Here is a 15,820-nt window from a genome sequence, read left to right as displayed (position 1 = left end):
GGACGCCGCCCCTGCACAGGCAAGCCCGGGCCTTGTGCCTCGGACCCATGGGCGCCATATAGGCCCCCAGTGACAGGAGAGCGCGAGATGTCAAAGGATCAGTTCCCCGGTTGGCACGGCACCACGATCGTCGGTGTTAAAAAGGGCGGCGAGGTGGTCGTCGCAGGCGATGGCCAGGTGTCGCTCGGACAGACCGTGATCAAGGGCTCGGCCCGAAAGGTGCGGCGCCTCTCGCCGGGCGGATATGATGTCGTTGCGGGCTTTGCAGGCTCCACGGCCGACGCGTTCACCCTTTTGGAACGACTCGAGTCCAAGCTCGAAGCCACGCCCGGGCAACTGGCTCGTGCATCCGTGGAACTGGCAAAGGACTGGCGCACCGACAAATACCTGCAAAAGCTCGAAGCGATGCTGATCGTCACCGACGGCGCCGACATTTTCGTCATCACCGGCGCAGGCGACGTTCTCGAACCCGAACATGACGTTACCGCCATCGGCTCGGGCGGCAATTACGCCCTCGCCGCTGCCCGCGCGATGATGGAGACCGACCACTCCGCCGAGGAGATCGCCCGCCGCGCCATGAGTATCGCGGCGGATATTTGCGTTTACACCAACGGAAACCTGACGGTGGAGAAAATCTCGAAATGACCGACCTCACCCCCCGCGAAATCGTCTCCGAGCTCGACCGTTTCATCATCGGCCAAAAGGATGCCAAGCGCGCCGTTGCCGTCGCCCTGCGCAGCCGCTGGCGGCGCAAGCAGCTTTCCGACGATCTGCGCGACGAGGTTTATCCCAAGAACATCCTGATGATCGGCCCCACCGGCGTCGGCAAAACCGAGATCAGCCGCCGCCTCGCCAAGCTCGCCCGCGCGCCCTTCATCAAGGTCGAGGCAACCAAGTTCACCGAGGTCGGCTATGTGGGGCGCGACGTTGAACAGATCATCCGCGATCTGGTCGATGCCGCCATCGCCATGACCCGCGCGCAAATGCGCGAAGACGTGAAATCCAGGGCCCACCAAGCTGCCGAGGAGCGTGTCCTGCGCGCCATCGCCGGCGAAGACGCCCGCGAAGGCACACTGGAAATGTTCCGCAAGAAACTCAAGGCGGGCGAGCTTGATGACACGGTAATCGAGCTCGACATCGCGGACAATTCCAACCCCATGGGAATGCTCGACATTCCCGGCCAGCCCGGCGGCCAGATGGGAATGATGAATCTGGGCGATCTTTTCGGCAAGGCATTCGGCGGCCGCACCGTGCGGCGCAAGACCACCGTGGCCGAAAGCTATGACCTGTTGATCAGCGAAGAGGCCGACAAGCTCCTTGATGATGAGACCGTCAACAAGTCTGCCCTGGAAGCGGTCGAACAGAACGGCATCGTGTTTCTCGACGAGATCGACAAGGTCACCACCCGCCAGGATGCCCGCGGCGGCGACGTATCCCGCGAGGGGGTACAGCGCGATCTGTTACCACTCATCGAGGGCACGAGTGTTTCGACGAAATACGGCGCCGTCAAAACCGACCATATCCTCTTTATCGCATCCGGCGCCTTTCATATTGCCAAACCCTCTGACCTCCTGCCCGAGTTGCAGGGTCGTCTGCCCATCCGAGTCGAATTGCGGGCACTGACCGAAGAGGATTTCGTGCGCATTCTCACTGAAACCGACAACGCGCTGACCCGGCAATACACCGCCCTGATGGCCACCGAATCAGTCGAGGTCGAGTTCACCCAAGAGGGTATCGCCGCCCTGGCCAAGATCGCCGCCGATGTGAATCAGGCGGTCGAGAATATCGGCGCGCGCAGGCTCTACACGGTCATGGAGCGGGTTTTCGAGGAGATTTCCTTTACCGCACCTGATCGCGCCGGAGAAACTGTCGTCGTCAATGCCGATTTTGTCGAAGCGAACCTTGGCGAGCTAACACGTTCCGCCGACTTGAGCCGCTACGTTCTCTAGTTTTTGCTCTTTCATTCCTTGGGGAAACCGGGAACAGATGGCGCATGTCCACGCTGCGTTTCTTCCGCGACAATTTGCCTTGGCTCGCAGCCGGGGTGCTGCTCACCTTCATGTCCGGTCCCGGGCAGACCTTTTTCATTTCGATCTTCGCAGGTCACATTCGCGATGAATTCGGCCTCACGCATGGTCAATGGGGAACCATATACACCCTTGGAACCGGTGCCTCCGCCATCCTGATGGTCTGGGCCGGGGGCTTGACCGACATGTTCCGAGTTCGGGCCCTGGGCGCTGTGGTTCTCGTGCTGACAGCCTCGGCCTGTCTTTTCATGGCCAGCGTCCAGGCCGCATGGCTTTTGCCTTTCGTCATATTCGCACTGCGTTTCACCGGTCAAGGCATGACCAGTCATCTTGCCGTCGTCGCCATGTCGCGCTGGTTCATCGCCACGCGCGGGCGCGCGCTTTCCATCGCCACGCTTGGGTTCACCATCGGCGAGGCGACACTGCCCGTAACCTTCGTCATGCTCATGGTGTTTTTTGATTGGCGGCTGCTTTGGGTGCTGGCCGCGGGAATCGCCGTCGCCGCCATCCCGGTTCTGCTCTTATTGCTTCGGCAAGAGCGAACACCCCAGAGCTTCGCCCAATCGGACTCGACGCTCGGAATGCAGGGCCGCCACTGGACCAGAAACCAGGCGATACAGCATTTTCTGTTCTGGTTCATGGTGCCTGCAATGCTGGGTCCGGCCGCTTTCAACACGGCGTTCTTCTTCCATCAGGTCCACTATGCCGACATCAAGGGCCTTGCGCATATCGAGCTGGTATCCTTGTTCCCCATCTATACCGGCCTCAGCGTCATTTCGATGATCATCGGGGGGGCGCTGCTCGATCGCCTGGGAACCGGTCGCCTGATGCCGTTCACACAAATACCGATAATACTCGGGTTTCTTTGCTACTCTGTCGCGCCCGGTCTGGGATTCACCCTCTTGGGCTTGATGTTCATGGCCATGACCACCGGCGCCATGATGACGGTGCCCAATGCCTTCTGGGCCGAATTCTACGGGACGCGCCATATCGGTTCGGTCAAGGCAATGCTCGCTGCGGTGATGGTTTTCGGCTCGGCCATTGGCCCCGGGATTACCGGCCTGGGAATCGATGCAGGGCTTGGTATTGAAACCCAGTTCCTGATCATCGCCAGCTATTTCCTGTTCACCACCCTCATGATGATCATCGGCGTCGGGCGGGCGCGGGCGCTGTTAGCGCCGCCGGCGTAAATAGACATAGTAAGCCCCCCCGCCACCATGACTCCTATGCGCCTCGACCACCTGCATGACGGCCTGTGCCAGCGGCGGAATACTTAGCCAATGCGGAACCTGATGGCGCAACACACCGTGGCGCACCGGGATCGGGCCACCTTCATCCCGGTGCTTTCCCTTTCCGGTAATGACAAGGACGAGTCGCTTGCCGTCTGCCTGCGCCTTGAGAATGAAGGACGTCAAAAGTGGGTGCGCCCGCTCCGTTGTCATACCGTGCAGGTCAAGCCGGGCCTCTGGCGAGAGTTTCCCGCGCTTGAGCCTTTGGTGAGTCTTGCGATCCATCCGTAACGGGGCAGCAGTAATGCGGTCGGGCACCGGGGGGGCGAGATCATGAGCCATGGAGTCCATGGTGCTTCGCTCGCCCATGTCGAACGAGGTGATGGATCGCACATTCGGTGCGGGCTTCTTGGGTTTGGGGCGCGGCATGGGTGCCTCATGCGCCTTTCGATCCGGATGGAGCCTTTCGGTCGTCTCTGCAACCCGACGCCAGAGCTCGATCTCGTCCGGTCTGAGCCGCCTTCGCGTCATTCCGCACCTTCGGGCAACACGGCATAAGCACGCTGAATTGGCAGCAAGACCATCATGCGGCCGGCGTCCTTCAGCTTCCCGGCCATCTGGCCGGCGGCCTTGCCGGTACCAAAGAAAATATCCGCCCGCTGAGCCCCTTTGATTGCTGAACCCGTGTCCTGAGCGACCATAAGTCGCCGCAATGGATCCTCGCCGTCCTTTTCAATCCAGACCGGTGCGCCCAAGGGCACAAATGCCGGGTCGACCGCAACACTCCGCATTGGGGTGATCGAGCGATTCATCGCACCCAAAGGTCCTTCCTCGGATGGCACATGATTTACCGGCCGAAAGAAGACGTAAGATGGATTGTGCCGCAACAGTTCTTCACCCTCGACTGGGTTCCGTCTGACCCAGTTCCTGATAACCTCGGCGCTGACCTGATGTGCATCATAAATGCCTCGCCTGATCAGCTCGACGCCGATCGAACGGTAATCATGGCCGTTCGATCCCGCATAGCCCACCCGAATTGACCCTCCGTTCTCGAGGCGGATACGACCTGACCCCTGGATCTGAAGAAAGAACAGATCGACCGGGTCATTAACCCAGGCGATTTCAAGGCCCCGCCCCTCCAGCACGTTTCCGGTTTCGATTTCGCGACGGGATATCCACTTTCGCGCGTCGCGCGCTTCGGGTGGCATGCGGTAAACCGGATAACGGAACCGATCCGTGGGTGACAGGCTTCCACGCAGCTCGGGCTCAAAATACCCGGTAAAGAGCGGCTCCCCTTGGTCTTCGATCATCACCGGACGGAAAAACAACTCGAAAAATGCCTTGGCATCAATCCGATCTGCGGCAAGGGCGCAAAGCGCCCGCCAATCGGGATCTTTCATATCCGCGCAGGTTTCACGAAAGGCTTTGAGTGCTTTGCCGTGATCATCCTCGGCCCAACCGTCTAGGTCATCGAAACTCAGTATGGTATGGCTGATCTCCGTCGCCGCCGGGCCGGACATCGTCAGCCCCAGCAAGGCAGCGGCCAGAACCGCACGGGTCATTCGCCAGTGGCGACAAGGTGCCAGTTGGGATCATCCGAACCGAACACACGCTCAAAGGTCCAGACATCCTTCTGGCGTTTGATCTTGCCGTCCTTGCCCTCTATGACCTCGCCGGCGTTGTCACGCACGACATAGGTCAGTTCTCCGATGAACTTCACCGTGATTTCAGCGGCTTTCGTCTCTTCATCAAGCGTTGCATCAACCAGGGACAACTCCCGCACACCAATGAACTCGGCATCGATTGTCAGGCCCTTTTTCTCTCGGTCCTCGACGACCTCGGCAAAAGCTTCATAGACGTCTTCGGCGAGGAAGGGTTTGACCTGTGCAAGATCACCGCGTTCGAACCCCATGAGGATCATCTCATAGGCGCCACGCGCTCCCTGAAGAAACTGCCCGACATTGAAGGATGGCTCGATCGCCTTCATTCGGCTCAAGGCGTCTGCGGCCGGACTGCCTTCGGGAACATTGTCGATGATGTCATGATCGGGCCCACCTTCGATAACTTCGAAATTGCGTCGCGCCTCGGTATCAGCTGCAGGTCGCTCAGCCGGGGGTGCTTCATAACCGTCACGCGTCCCCAGCACGGATTTGAGCCGCAGGATCAGGAAAACGGCAATGCCGGCCAGCACCAAGAGCTGAAGGATCGGTGAATTCATCTGGACCTCTCGGACGTCATGACGTGGAAACGGGCGTCTCTTGCACTTATGTAAGGGACTGGCGTGATCAAGTCCATCACGCCGTCATGGCCAAAGGAGATTGTGAAAATGTGGCTGCTATTTGCGTTTATCGCGGTTCCCCTGATCGAAATCGCGCTTTTTGTCGAGATCGGCGGTGCGATCGGTCTGGCCTACACGCTCGTGATCGTGCTTCTCACCGCGATTCTGGGTACCTGGATGGTCCGAACGCAAGGGCGCGTGGCGCTTGGACAACTGGACAGGGCCTTCTCCGAGATGCGGGATCCCACTGAACCCCTGGCCCACGGGGCAATGATATTGTTCTCTGGTGCGCTTTTGTTGACGCCGGGGTTTTTCACCGATGCCTTTGGCCTCGCCCTGCTCGCTCCGGGTTTCCGCAGCATCGTGTTTCGGTGGCTTCGGAGACGTGTTCGGATGACACATTTTTCACCGTCAGCATCACCGCAGCAACCGAATCCTCATCGACAGGATGAATCGGTAATCGATGCGGACTATGTCGATCTCGATCCGCCGCCGAAACCGACCCATGACTCATCTGGCTGGACAAGGCATTGAGGGTTTGACCACGTCCTGTTAAAGGACGGTCAAGTTCAACACTCGCTTAGGAGATGACCCATGGCCGAGACCGGCAACGGGGCCGCTGCACAGGCGCCACAAGTTCAATTGAATATCCAGAACCAGTTCATTCGCGACCTGTCTTTCGAGAACATTCTCGCACAAAAAGGTGCGTCGGGTGAAGTTCAGCCAGACGTCAAGGTCCAGGTCAATCTCGATGCCCGCAAGCGTGAGACCGAAAAGCAGTACGAGGTGTCGATCAAGCTTAATGTCGAATCCGTCGACAAGAACAACCCCCAGACCAAAATCTTTCTGATGGAGATCGACTATGTCGGCCTGTTTCACATCGACGGCGTGCCGGATGAGCAACTGCATCCGTTCTTGCTGATCGAATGCCCGCGCCTGTTGTTTCCGTTTCTGAGACGTATCGTGTCGGACGTCAGCCGGGACGGTGGCTTCCCGCCACTCAATCTCGACAACATCGACTTCATGAAGCTCTACCGGCAAGAGGTGGCGCGCCGCTCGACCCCACAGAATGAGGGCGAGGATGCGGAAACGTCCTGACCTGAGCCCCTAACCGATTTTCTTCCAGATCGCAGCGTCGCCCATGGCCTCGACAAAAGCAGCATGGGCGGCGGCCTCTTCCCTGGTTATCCTGGGTCCAAGCGGTCTTGGGCGTGGCTTGGGCCTCCAGGCTTCCTGGTTGCTTTGCCCAACGCGTTCGCTTCGTTCATGGACCACATTGAGCGAGAAATCAGGCTGCCGTCCCCCGATCAATTCAAGGTAGACTTCGGCGAGAATTTCGCTGTCGAGCAACGCGCCATGCAGTGTCCGTGCACTATTGTCGATGTTGAACCGGCGACACAACGCATCAAGAGAAGCTGGTGAGCCGGGAAACTTGGCGCGCGCAATGGCCAATGTATCAATTGCCTGATCCCACGGCAGCTTTGGCAGGTTGAGCCAGCCGAGTTCAGCGTTCAGGAACTTCATGTCGAAAGCCGCATTGTGGATGACAAGCTTGGCATCGCCCACGAAATCAAGAAATCCCCTGGCGATCTCCCCAAACACCGGCTTGTCGCGCAGGAACTCCTCGCCAAGACCGTGCACTTCGAAGGCCTCTTGCGGCATTCCGCGCTGCGGGTTGACATATTGATGATATGTCTTGCCGGTCGGCATGTGGTTGTATAGCTCGACTGCCCCGATTTCGACGATCCGATCACCTTGTTCGGGCTCGAAGCCCGTGGTTTCCGTGTCCAGAACGATTTCACGCATCAGCCAACCTCTTGCGGATATCGGCAATGACATCCTGCACCTGGGCGCGGGCATGCTCAAGCGTATCGGTTACGATCACGTAGTCGGCTCTGGCACGCTTTTCGGCGTCCGGAACCTGCTTTGACAGGATGGTCTCGAATTGCTCATCCGTCATTGTGCCACGCTCAAGAACCCGGGACCGCTGGGTGTCGGGATCGGTGGTCACGACTGCCACTGCGTCAACCCTGGTATTCCCGCCCGTTTCGAACAAAAGCGGGATATCAAGAACGACGATATCGGATCTTGACTGTTCGATAAAAGCTGCCCGATCCGCGGCCACCATCGGGTGCACGATGGATTCTATCCGGCTCAATGCCGAGCTGTCTCGGGCAATGATTTCCTTGAGAGCGGCACGCGAAACCTCGCCCTTGATAATCGCTTCGGGAAAGGCCGCGCGCATTGGCTCGACTGCGGCTCCCCCTTGCGAATACAGACGGTGCACAGCGGCATCGGCATCCCAAACGTCACACCCCGCATCCGCGAATAGCCTGGCGGTCGTCGATTTTCCCATCCCGATCGAACCGGTCAGCCCAAGCCGGAACGTCATCTGAGCACCGCCGCACGGGCCGCGTTGTCTACCTCTGGCCTCTGGCCAAACCAGCGCTCAAAAGCGGGCACCGCCTGATGCAGGAGCATACCCAGACCGTCAACCGTGGTGCACCCCATCTCGCGCGCTATGCGCAACAACCGGGTCTCGATCGGATTATAGACAAGATCCGTAACGACTGCCTGCTTTCGCAAGCCATCCAATGGGACCCGCATCTCCGGCTTTCCCAACATGCCAAGCGAAGTCGTGTTCACGACGGTATTGCCCTCTTCGAGGATGTTGCCGGCCTTGACCCAATCGACGACTTTCAGCCGCTTGCCGAAATCCTCGACCAGTTTTTCGGCCCGAACCTTGGTCCTGTTGGTGACGAAAATTTCCGGAACGCCCACATCGATCAGCGATGCAACGACGGCTCGCGCGGCGCCACCTGCACCCAATACGACCGCTGGCCCGGCTTTGGGATCCCAATCCGGTGCGCCTTGTCGGAGGTTCTCGACAAATCCATACCCGTCTGTGTTGTCGGCATGGATTTTCCCGTCTTCCCGAAAAATCAACGTATTGGCCGCCCCGATCAGCGTCGCCCGATCACTAACCAGGTCGGCCATTTCCATCACGCGTTGCTTGTGCGGGATCGTGACGTTGACACCGACAAAGCCCATTTTCGGCAGCGTCTCCAGCACGGTTTCCAGGTTGTCCCCCGCAACATCCATCGGGATATAGTATCCCGACAGCCCATATGTTCTCAGCCAATGCGCATGAAGCTGTGGTGATTTCGAATGTGATACCGGCGATCCAATGACGCCTGTCAGGGGTATTCTCTGTGTTGTCATGTCTCGAGCTCTCCGCTTGTACCGAGATAGGCAAGAATATTCAGAAGGGGCAATCCAAGAATGCTGAAATAATCTCCATCTATGCGCGAAAACAACCGAACCCCCTCTTCCTCAAGCTTGTAGGCGCCAACCGCGTGGCGAATGCTGCTCCAGTTCCGGCCGATATAGGCGTCAAGATATGCATCGCTGAAAGTCCGCATCTCAAGCTGCGCCTGCCCGACATGCCGCCATATCGGACTTGCCTGATGACAGATGACCGCCGCCGAATGCAAGCGATGGCGATTCCCACGCAGCATGGCGAGTTGATTTCGTGCCATTTCAACACTCTCGGGCTTGGACAGGATCGTGCCTCTGTGCTCCAGGATCTGGTCGCAGCCGATAACCAGGCTATCAGGATATTTCTTGCTTATTTTCAATGCTTTATGTTCCGCCAACGCATCGGAAATATCACGGGGAGACGCGTCCTCCTCCAGAAGCGCCATCTTGATCGACTGCTCGTCGATCCGCGGGACGACAACCTCAAATGGGACATGAGCCTGGGTCAGAAGCGCCTGACGTATATCCGAGCCTGAAGCAAGAATGATGGAACGTGGCATGTGGATATCCTGGTGGAAATTGTAACCGGGTTTTAACGGACCAATCGGGAAAACTCCAACATCCAGACCGACTGCGGGCAAGTCAACTGCGCGCCGAGGGTCTTTGCCATGGTTATCCGATTGTGTTTATGGATATCTCCTTCTTGTGGGAAAACGGGTGCTCTTGACCTGAGGTCCCAATTCTATGCACAAGAGAAAATCTTGCAGGCATGGCGCGCTTAGCCTTGAGATCAAGGCGATCCATGACGACCTTGCCCGCGTCACGGAAATTCATCAACAGTGTTTTACACAGGGACGGTCCACATCTGAGATCATTGAGGAAAAGCATTTATCCACAGAAATGATGCCTCCCTACTAAACCATCAATCTTTCTTTTCTTTTATATTTTATTAAGGTGGCTCAGGCCTCCGGAAGCGCTATCAAACCCGAAGTCAGACTGTGAAGAGTTGACTTAGAATATGGCAAGCCGTATGTAGCAACATGCCTGCCCGTCCGGGTTGGGATTCTCCACGTGCTAACTTGATCTTGAGCCGCCTGGCCGGTCACCCATAGGTATTCCATGACATCCGAACGTATTTCGCTTGCCGAACTCAAGGCAAACACACCCAAAGACCTCGTCGACATGGCCGAGGAACTCGAGATCGAGAACGCATCGACCATGCGCAAGGGCGAGATCATGTTCTCGATCCTCAAGGAGCGGGCCGAGGATGGGTGGGAGATTTCGGGTGATGGTGTTCTCGAAGTCTTGCAAGACGGTTTTGGCTTTCTGCGGTCACTCGAAGCGAATTACTTGCCTGGTCCAGACGACATCTATGTGTCTCCTGAAACGATCCGGAAGTTTTCTCTGCGAACAGGCGACACGGTCGAAGGCAAGCTGGCGCAGCCAGAAGACAATGAGCGCTATTTCGTTCTGACCGACGTCAGCCGCATCAATTTCGAAGACCCCGAGCGGGCCCGTCACAAGATCGCATTCGATAACCTGACGCCGCTCTATCCCGATGAGCGGCTCAAGATGGAGATCGAAGATCCCACCATCAAGGATCGATCGGCCCGTATCATCGATCTTGTGGCGCCGATCGGCAAAGGCCAGCGGTGCTTGATCGTCGCTCCGCCGAGAACAGGCAAGACGGTTCTGCTCCAGAATATTGCCCATTCGATCGAACTGAACCATCCTGAGTGCTACCTTATCGTTTTGCTGATCGACGAGCGCCCCGAAGAGGTGACCGACATGCAACGGAACGTGAAGGGAGAGGTCATTTCCTCAACTTTTGACGAACCGGCGACGCGACACGTTGCCGTGGCGGAGATGGTGATTGAAAAGGCCAAGCGGCTTATCGAGCATAAACGCGATGTCGTCATCCTGCTCGATTCGATCACGCGCTTGGGTCGTGCTTACAATACGACCGTTCCCAGTTCCGGCAAGGTCCTGACCGGTGGCGTGGATGCCAACGCCCTGCAAAGGCCAAAGCGGTTTTTCGGGGCGGCCCGGAATATCGAGGAGGGCGGCTCGCTGACCATCATCGCGACGGCGTTGATCGACACAGGCAGCCGGATGGACGAGGTGATTTTCGAAGAGTTCAAGGGCACAGGCAATTCCGAGCTGGTTCTCGACCGCAAGGTTGCCGACAAGCGTGTATTCCCGGCGATGGATATTCTCAAGTCTGGCACACGCAAGGAAGAGCTTCTCGTTGATCCCAAGGACCTCTCGAAAACCTTCGTTTTGAGAAGAATCCTCAATCCGATGGGCACGACGGATGCGATCGAATTCCTGATCGGCAAGCTCAAGCAAACAAAGACAAATGCCGATTTCTTCGATTCGATGAACGGCTGAAAATGCGCGTCTTTACGCGGTATTGAAGATGGACACGATCTTTGCCCTCGCAAGCGCCTCAGGAAAATCCGGGGTTGCCGTGATTCGTGTTTCGGGATCACGCGCATGCGATGTCTGCCGCGACTTGACAGGATCGCTTCCTGTTCCGCGAGTGGCGTCGCTGCGTGTGATTAAGGATCGCGACGGCAACAGGCTGGATGAAGGTCTGGTGATCCGATTTTCCGAGAACCATAGCTTTACCGGGGAAGATGTTGTCGAGTTCCAGGTTCATGGTTCGACGGCAAGTGTTTCCGCGATCTTGCGTGAGCTGGCCCGGGTCGACGGCCTGCGTGCGGCTGAACCCGGAGAGTTTACACGGCGTGCACTTGAAAACGGGCAGCTTGATTTGGCGCAGGTCGAAGGTCTCGCGGATTTGATCGAGGCGGAAACCGAGGCCCAAAGGCGGCAGGCGCTTAGGGTGCTTTCGGGTGACTTGGGCAAACGCGCGGATATTTGGCGGCGCGACCTGATCCGCGCCGCGGCGCTGCTTGAAGCAGCCATCGACTTCGCAGATGAGGATGTGCCTGTCGATGTCCGCCCCGAGGTCCGGGAACTCTTGGACAAAACCCGCAGCTCACTTTCCAGGGAGGCGAAAGGCGTCGAATCTGCTGAGCGTGTGCGCACAGGCTTCGAAGTTGCGTTCCTCGGGGCGCCGAACACTGGTAAATCGACGTTGTTGAACACTCTGGCTGGACGTGACGCAGCAATTACCTCGGAGATCGCGGGAACAACCCGAGATGTGATTGAGGTCCGGATGGATCTTGGCGGGCTGCCCGTGACGCTTCTCGATACTGCCGGGCTGAGGGTAACGACCGACACGGTGGAAAACATCGGGATCGCACGGGCCAGGGACCGCGCTAATCTTGCAGACCTGCGCGTGTTTCTCAAGGAGACGGAAGATTCTGATCTTCCACAAGGAATAGAGTGTCGGGAGGGCGACATCGTTCTTCTGGCAAAGGCCGATTTACAGGATGACAGTTGCGAAGCCATATCGGGGCTGACAGGCTATGGTGTGGAAGAGCTGGTCGCGAGGATCACGGAAGAGCTCTCCGAAAGGGCCGGCTCTACCGGGGTCGCGACACGCGAAAGGCATCGAATCGCGCTTGAGAACACGATCAGGGCGCTCGATGCAGCAGCGGAGCAACTTGAACTCGGCGAGGATCGTAGCGACATCGCGGCCGAGGAGCTTCGTAGCGGGGTGCGATCCCTTGACGCGCTGGTCGGACGTGTAGATGTTGAGAATATCCTCGACGAGATATTTTCGAGCTTCTGCATCGGAAAGTAGGTGCAGCAAAGACAGGGGTGTTTCACGTGAAACATGATTTCGATGTGATTGTTGTCGGCGGTGGACATGCCGGGACCGAAGCCGCACATGCGGCGGCGCGGATGGGCGTGCACACTGCGCTCGTGACCTTGCGTCAGGCGGATATTGGCGTGATGTCATGCAACCCGGCGATTGGTGGCTTGGGCAAGGGGCATCTTGTTCGCGAGATTGATGCGATGGATGGTGTCATGGGTCGGGTTTCGGATCTGGCCGGAATTCAATTCCGCTTGCTTAACCGCCGAAAGGGCCCCGCGGTTCAAGGGCCGCGTGCGCAGGCGGATCGTGGCATCTATCGCCAAGAAATGTTGGCGGCCACCATTTCCCAGGAAAACCTTACGATCATAGAAGGTGAAACAATCGATTTCATCATGTCGGGCGAACGGGTTTCGGGGATTCGACTGGCAGATGGAAGCGAGATTGTCGCTCATGCTGTCATCCTGACAACGGGAACCTTTCTGCGCGGAGTTATCCACGTCGGAGATCAATCGCGGCCTGGTGGACGCATGGGCGACCGGCCATCCGTGAAGCTCGCGGAGCGGCTCGACAGTTTCTTGATCTCGCTCGGGCGATTGAAAACCGGAACGCCGCCCCGTCTGGATGGAAGGACGATCAACTGGGATATTCTCGAGAAGCAGCGGGGAGATGAGGATCCCACGTTGTTTTCCTTTCTTTCAGAAGCCCCGACCGCGCGACAGATTTCCTGCGCGATTACCCATACCAATGAAAGAACGCACGAGATCATAGAGGGTAACCTTTCCAAGTCTGCCATGTATGGCGGCCATATCGAAGGCGTCGGACCACGCTATTGCCCGTCCATCGAAGACAAGATCGTTCGATTTGCAGACAAGACCTCCCACCAGATCTTCCTCGAGCCCGAAGGGCTTGAGGATCACACGGTCTATCCCAACGGGATCTCAACGTCTCTCCCCCCGGACGTTCAGGATGAATACGTGAGATCGATCCTGGGCCTTGAAAATGCGGTCATTCTCCAACCCGGCTATGCAATCGAATATGACTATGTCGATCCACGTGCGCTTGACGCCACCTTGGCCCTCAAGTCGGTGCCCGGTTTGTATCTGGCGGGTCAGATCAATGGCACAACCGGATACGAGGAAGCCGCGGCACAAGGGCTCGTTGCGGGGCTCAATGCTGCCTTGTCTTGCTTGGGCCGGGACTCCCAGATCTTCAGCCGGTCCGAAAGTTATATCGGCGTGATGGTTGATGACCTGATCACGCGTGGTGTGACGGAACCCTATCGCATGTTCACATCGCGCGCAGAATTTCGCCTCGCCTTGCGGGCTGACAACGCCGATCAGCGATTGACGCCGAAAGCGATTGCGCTTGGCTGTGTGTCCGAGAAACGAAAATCCGCCTTCGAAGCGAAATCGGAAAAGCTTGTCCAGGGCAGAGCGATGCTGGAATCGCGAAACTGGACGCCCAGCCAGTTGAGCAAGGCCGGCGTTGCAATGAGCAAGGACGGAACCCGGCGAAACGGGGTGGCTGTTTTGGCCCTACCCGATATTTCGTTCAGAGATCTTGTTGCATTGGCCCCGGAGTTTTCCGAGATCGACACGGAAATTCAGGAACAGCTTGAAAGGGAAGCGCTCTATGTGAACTACATCGAGCGTCAGAAACGCGATGTCGAGGCGATGAAGCGTGATGAAGGGCATGTGATACCGCCTGATTTTCAGTTCGATGGAATCGCAGGATTGTCGACGGAGCTCAAATCCAAACTTGCGGTGGCCCGGCCGACGAATCTTGGTCAGGCGGGGCGTATCGACGGAATGACGCCGGCCGCGCTCGCGCTATTACTCGTCAAGCTTCGCCAGGACCGGCGGGAGAAATCGGCCTGATGCACGAGGGTGACACACTCGGTGTTTCACGTGAAACGCTCGACAAGTTGAGAAGTTTTGCCAATCTTCTCGAAAAGTGGAACTCGAAGATCAACCTCGTCGCAAAATCCACGTTGTCCGACCTCTGGGTCCGTCACGTTCAGGACTCCCTTCAACTCCTGCGTTGTGTCGGTAATGAGGTCGACCATTGGGCAGACATTGGGGCCGGAGGAGGTTTTCCCGGACTGGTCATTGCGATCTGCGCCAAGGATCTGGGCTATCCTCAGAAAGTCACGCTGATTGAGAGCGACAAACGAAAAGCCGCCTTTCTTCGCGCGGTTCTGCGCGAAGTCGGTGTCGCAGGAACGGTGATCCCGGCCCGCATTGAAGGCATCCCACCTTTGAAAGCCGATGTGATCTCCGCGCGGGCCCTTGCCGCGCTTTCACGCCTTCTCGAGCTTGCAGGGCCTCACTTGTCCAGTGACGGGATTTGCTTGTTCCCAAAGGGTGTAAACTGGAAATCCGAGGTTCAAACCGCATCGCTTTCATGGCATTTTGAGTATGATGCAATCCCGAGCGTGACCGAATCCGACGCCGTCATTCTGAAAATCAAAGGACTTTCACGTGTCTGATCCCACCCGGCCGCCTGGCCCGAAAATCATCGCAGTGGCCAACCAGAAAGGTGGCGTTGGCAAGACGACAACCACCATAAACCTCGGGGCGGCGTTGGCTGAAACCGGCCAGAAGGTTCTCGTTGTAGATCTCGATCCGCAAGGAAACGCATCCACGGGGCTTGGAGTGGAGGGAGACGCGCGACGATACACCACCTATGATCTGCTCCTGGATGACATTCCGCTCTCCGAGATCATTCTTGAGACCGATACCCGTAACCTTCGGATCGTGCCGGCCACGGTCGATCTCAGCTCGGCGGATATTGAGCTGATTTCAAATGAAAAGCGTAGCTTTCTTTTGCATGATGCCCTCCGTCAGCCCGCGATGGACAGCTTTGATTTCGATTTCATCCTGATTGATTGCCCGCCTTCACTGAACATCCTGACCATCAACGCGATGGTTGCCGCGCATTCCGTTCTTGTACCGCTGCAAAGCGAGTTCTTCGCGCTTGAAGGATTGTCGCAACTGATGATCACGCTGCGTGAGGTTCGGCAAACAGCCAACCCGGAGCTTCGGATCGAGGGCATCGTTCTGACCATGTATGATGGCCGAAACCGACTTTCACAACAGGTTGAGAGCGATGCGCGCGACAATCTGGGCGATCTGGTGTTCAGAACCATGATACCGCGAAATGTCCGTGTCAGCGAGGCCCCATCCTATTCGATGCCCGTGCTCAGCTATGACAGCGAATCCAAGGGTGCTCAGGCCTATCGAAGCCTGGCGCATGAAATCCTGGGCAACAACAACCGCGCAGCGGCATAATCGGAAGG

The 15,820-nt window shown here is 57.5% G+C and carries 17 protein-coding genes; 10 read left to right on the top strand and 7 right to left on the bottom strand.

Annotated elements, in window-relative coordinates; translation table 11 throughout:
• Positions 1-87 precede the first annotated feature (87 nt).
• The 3 genes from hslV to ACESL9_RS00640 are packed head-to-tail and all read left to right on the top strand — an operon-like array spanning position 88 to position 3,217.
• The gene (gene hslV, locus ACESL9_RS00650; protein ID WP_372610243.1) at positions 88-645 is read left to right on the top strand and encodes an ATP-dependent protease subunit HslV; all 558 of its coding nucleotides are present in this window, start codon (positions 88-90) and stop codon (positions 643-645) included.
• Positions 642-1,949: an ATP-dependent protease ATPase subunit HslU gene (gene hslU, locus ACESL9_RS00645; protein ID WP_372610245.1), complete on the top strand. Its 1,308-nt coding sequence runs from the start codon at positions 642-644 to the stop codon at positions 1,947-1,949. Before hslV ends, hslU begins: the two co-directional genes overlap by 4 nt.
• 44 nt (positions 1,950-1,993) lie before the next feature.
• A complete protein-coding gene (locus tag ACESL9_RS00640) occupies positions 1,994-3,217 on the top strand; it encodes an MFS transporter (RefSeq protein WP_372610247.1) in 1,224 nt (407 codons plus the stop codon).
• Here the strand turns inward: ACESL9_RS00640 and ACESL9_RS00635 are convergent.
• Genes ACESL9_RS00635 through ACESL9_RS00625 form a run of 3 tightly spaced genes read right to left on the bottom strand, consistent with a single transcriptional unit; the run spans position 3,200 to position 5,474 of the window.
• Positions 3,200-3,787, bottom strand: a complete 588-nt coding sequence (locus tag ACESL9_RS00635) for a Smr/MutS family protein (RefSeq protein WP_372610249.1) — start codon at positions 3,785-3,787, stop codon at positions 3,200-3,202. The genes ACESL9_RS00640 and ACESL9_RS00635 overlap by 18 nt on opposite strands.
• A complete protein-coding gene (locus tag ACESL9_RS00630; RefSeq protein ID WP_372610251.1) occupies positions 3,784-4,818 on the bottom strand; it encodes a murein transglycosylase A in 1,035 nt (344 codons plus the stop codon). Before ACESL9_RS00630 ends, ACESL9_RS00635 begins: the two co-directional genes overlap by 4 nt.
• Positions 4,815-5,474 (bottom strand): Tim44/TimA family putative adaptor protein, encoded by a 660-nt coding sequence (locus ACESL9_RS00625; protein WP_372610253.1) that lies wholly within the window; start codon positions 5,472-5,474, stop codon positions 4,815-4,817. The genes ACESL9_RS00630 and ACESL9_RS00625 overlap by 4 nt, the downstream gene beginning before the upstream one ends.
• A 108-nt stretch (positions 5,475-5,582) precedes the next feature.
• Between ACESL9_RS00625 and ACESL9_RS00620 the strand changes: the two genes are divergently transcribed.
• Together ACESL9_RS00620 and secB are read left to right on the top strand one after the other, a co-directional pair.
• A complete protein-coding gene (locus ACESL9_RS00620; protein WP_372610695.1) occupies positions 5,583-6,068 on the top strand; it encodes an FxsA family protein in 486 nt (161 codons plus the stop codon).
• Between the two features lie 60 nt (positions 6,069-6,128).
• Positions 6,129-6,632 carry a protein-export chaperone SecB gene (secB, locus tag ACESL9_RS00615; protein WP_372610255.1) on the top strand — a complete coding sequence of 168 codons (504 nt, stop codon included), beginning with the start codon at positions 6,129-6,131 and terminating at the stop codon, positions 6,630-6,632.
• Between the two features lie 9 nt (positions 6,633-6,641).
• Here secB and dnaQ read toward each other — a convergent pair whose 3' ends face one another.
• The 4 genes from dnaQ to ACESL9_RS00595 are packed head-to-tail and all read right to left on the bottom strand — an operon-like array spanning position 6,642 to position 9,352.
• Complete coding sequence (gene dnaQ, locus ACESL9_RS00610; RefSeq protein WP_372610257.1) at positions 6,642-7,340, bottom strand: DNA polymerase III subunit epsilon; 699 nt, start codon at positions 7,338-7,340, stop codon at positions 6,642-6,644.
• The gene (coaE, locus tag ACESL9_RS00605) at positions 7,333-7,926 is read right to left on the bottom strand and encodes a dephospho-CoA kinase (protein WP_372674390.1); all 594 of its coding nucleotides are present in this window, start codon (positions 7,924-7,926) and stop codon (positions 7,333-7,335) included. Before coaE ends, dnaQ begins: the two co-directional genes overlap by 8 nt.
• The gene (locus ACESL9_RS00600; RefSeq protein WP_372610261.1) at positions 7,923-8,756 is read right to left on the bottom strand and encodes a shikimate dehydrogenase; all 834 of its coding nucleotides are present in this window, start codon (positions 8,754-8,756) and stop codon (positions 7,923-7,925) included. Before ACESL9_RS00600 ends, coaE begins: the two co-directional genes overlap by 4 nt.
• The gene (locus tag ACESL9_RS00595; protein WP_372610263.1) at positions 8,753-9,352 is read right to left on the bottom strand and encodes a Maf family protein; all 600 of its coding nucleotides are present in this window, start codon (positions 9,350-9,352) and stop codon (positions 8,753-8,755) included. The genes ACESL9_RS00600 and ACESL9_RS00595 overlap by 4 nt, the downstream gene beginning before the upstream one ends.
• A gap of 559 nt (positions 9,353-9,911) precedes the next feature.
• On the opposite strand from ACESL9_RS00595, the gene rho reads away from it, so the two are divergent.
• Genes rho through ACESL9_RS00570 form a run of 5 tightly spaced genes read left to right on the top strand, consistent with a single transcriptional unit; the run spans position 9,912 to position 15,812 of the window.
• A complete protein-coding gene (gene rho / locus ACESL9_RS00590; RefSeq protein WP_372610265.1) occupies positions 9,912-11,183 on the top strand; it encodes a transcription termination factor Rho in 1,272 nt (423 codons plus the stop codon).
• A 28-nt stretch (positions 11,184-11,211) separates the two neighbouring features.
• Positions 11,212-12,507 carry a tRNA uridine-5-carboxymethylaminomethyl(34) synthesis GTPase MnmE gene (gene mnmE / locus ACESL9_RS00585; protein WP_372610266.1) on the top strand — a complete coding sequence of 432 codons (1,296 nt, stop codon included), beginning with the start codon at positions 11,212-11,214 and terminating at the stop codon, positions 12,505-12,507.
• 17 nt (positions 12,508-12,524) lie between these two features.
• Positions 12,525-14,399: a tRNA uridine-5-carboxymethylaminomethyl(34) synthesis enzyme MnmG gene (mnmG, locus tag ACESL9_RS00580; RefSeq protein WP_372610268.1), complete on the top strand. Its 1,875-nt coding sequence runs from the start codon at positions 12,525-12,527 to the stop codon at positions 14,397-14,399.
• The gene (gene rsmG / locus ACESL9_RS00575) at positions 14,399-15,010 is read left to right on the top strand and encodes a 16S rRNA (guanine(527)-N(7))-methyltransferase RsmG (protein ID WP_372610270.1); all 612 of its coding nucleotides are present in this window, start codon (positions 14,399-14,401) and stop codon (positions 15,008-15,010) included. The genes mnmG and rsmG overlap by 1 nt, the downstream gene beginning before the upstream one ends.
• Positions 15,003-15,812, top strand: a complete 810-nt coding sequence (locus ACESL9_RS00570; RefSeq protein WP_372610272.1) for a ParA family protein — start codon at positions 15,003-15,005, stop codon at positions 15,810-15,812. Before rsmG ends, ACESL9_RS00570 begins: the two co-directional genes overlap by 8 nt.
• Positions 15,813-15,820: the final 8 nt, after the last annotated feature.

It is taken from the genome of Aquicoccus sp., assembly GCF_041686535.1.
GTDB lineage: Bacteria > Pseudomonadota > Alphaproteobacteria > Rhodobacterales > Rhodobacteraceae > Aquicoccus.
This window is presented reverse-complemented; position numbering and strand designations above follow the sequence as displayed.

Excerpts from the sequence above, each read along its gene's own strand:
- hslV (WP_372610243.1), top strand. The coding sequence starts at position 88 with ATGTCAAAGGATCAGTTCCCCGGTTGGCACGGCACCACGATCGTCGGT.
- hslU (WP_372610245.1), top strand. The coding sequence starts at position 642 with ATGACCGACCTCACCCCCCGCGAAATCGTCTCCGAGCTCGACCGTTTC.
- ACESL9_RS00640 (WP_372610247.1), top strand. The coding sequence starts at position 1,994 with ATGTCCACGCTGCGTTTCTTCCGCGACAATTTGCCTTGGCTCGCAGCC.
- ACESL9_RS00635 (WP_372610249.1), bottom strand. The coding sequence starts at position 3,787 with ATGACGCGAAGGCGGCTCAGACCGGACGAGATCGAGCTCTGGCGTCGG.
- ACESL9_RS00630 (WP_372610251.1), bottom strand. The coding sequence starts at position 4,818 with ATGACCCGTGCGGTTCTGGCCGCTGCCTTGCTGGGGCTGACGATGTCC.
- ACESL9_RS00625 (WP_372610253.1), bottom strand. The coding sequence starts at position 5,474 with ATGAATTCACCGATCCTTCAGCTCTTGGTGCTGGCCGGCATTGCCGTT.
- ACESL9_RS00620 (WP_372610695.1), top strand. The coding sequence starts at position 5,583 with ATGTGGCTGCTATTTGCGTTTATCGCGGTTCCCCTGATCGAAATCGCG.
- secB (WP_372610255.1), top strand. The coding sequence starts at position 6,129 with ATGGCCGAGACCGGCAACGGGGCCGCTGCACAGGCGCCACAAGTTCAA.
- dnaQ (WP_372610257.1), bottom strand. The coding sequence starts at position 7,340 with ATGCGTGAAATCGTTCTGGACACGGAAACCACGGGCTTCGAGCCCGAA.
- coaE (WP_372674390.1), bottom strand. The coding sequence starts at position 7,926 with ATGACGTTCCGGCTTGGGCTGACCGGTTCGATCGGGATGGGAAAATCG.
- ACESL9_RS00600 (WP_372610261.1), bottom strand. The coding sequence starts at position 8,756 with ATGACAACACAGAGAATACCCCTGACAGGCGTCATTGGATCGCCGGTA.
- ACESL9_RS00595 (WP_372610263.1), bottom strand. The coding sequence starts at position 9,352 with ATGCCACGTTCCATCATTCTTGCTTCAGGCTCGGATATACGTCAGGCG.
- rho (WP_372610265.1), top strand. The coding sequence starts at position 9,912 with ATGACATCCGAACGTATTTCGCTTGCCGAACTCAAGGCAAACACACCC.
- mnmE (WP_372610266.1), top strand. The coding sequence starts at position 11,212 with ATGGACACGATCTTTGCCCTCGCAAGCGCCTCAGGAAAATCCGGGGTT.
- rsmG (WP_372610270.1), top strand. The coding sequence starts at position 14,399 with ATGCACGAGGGTGACACACTCGGTGTTTCACGTGAAACGCTCGACAAG.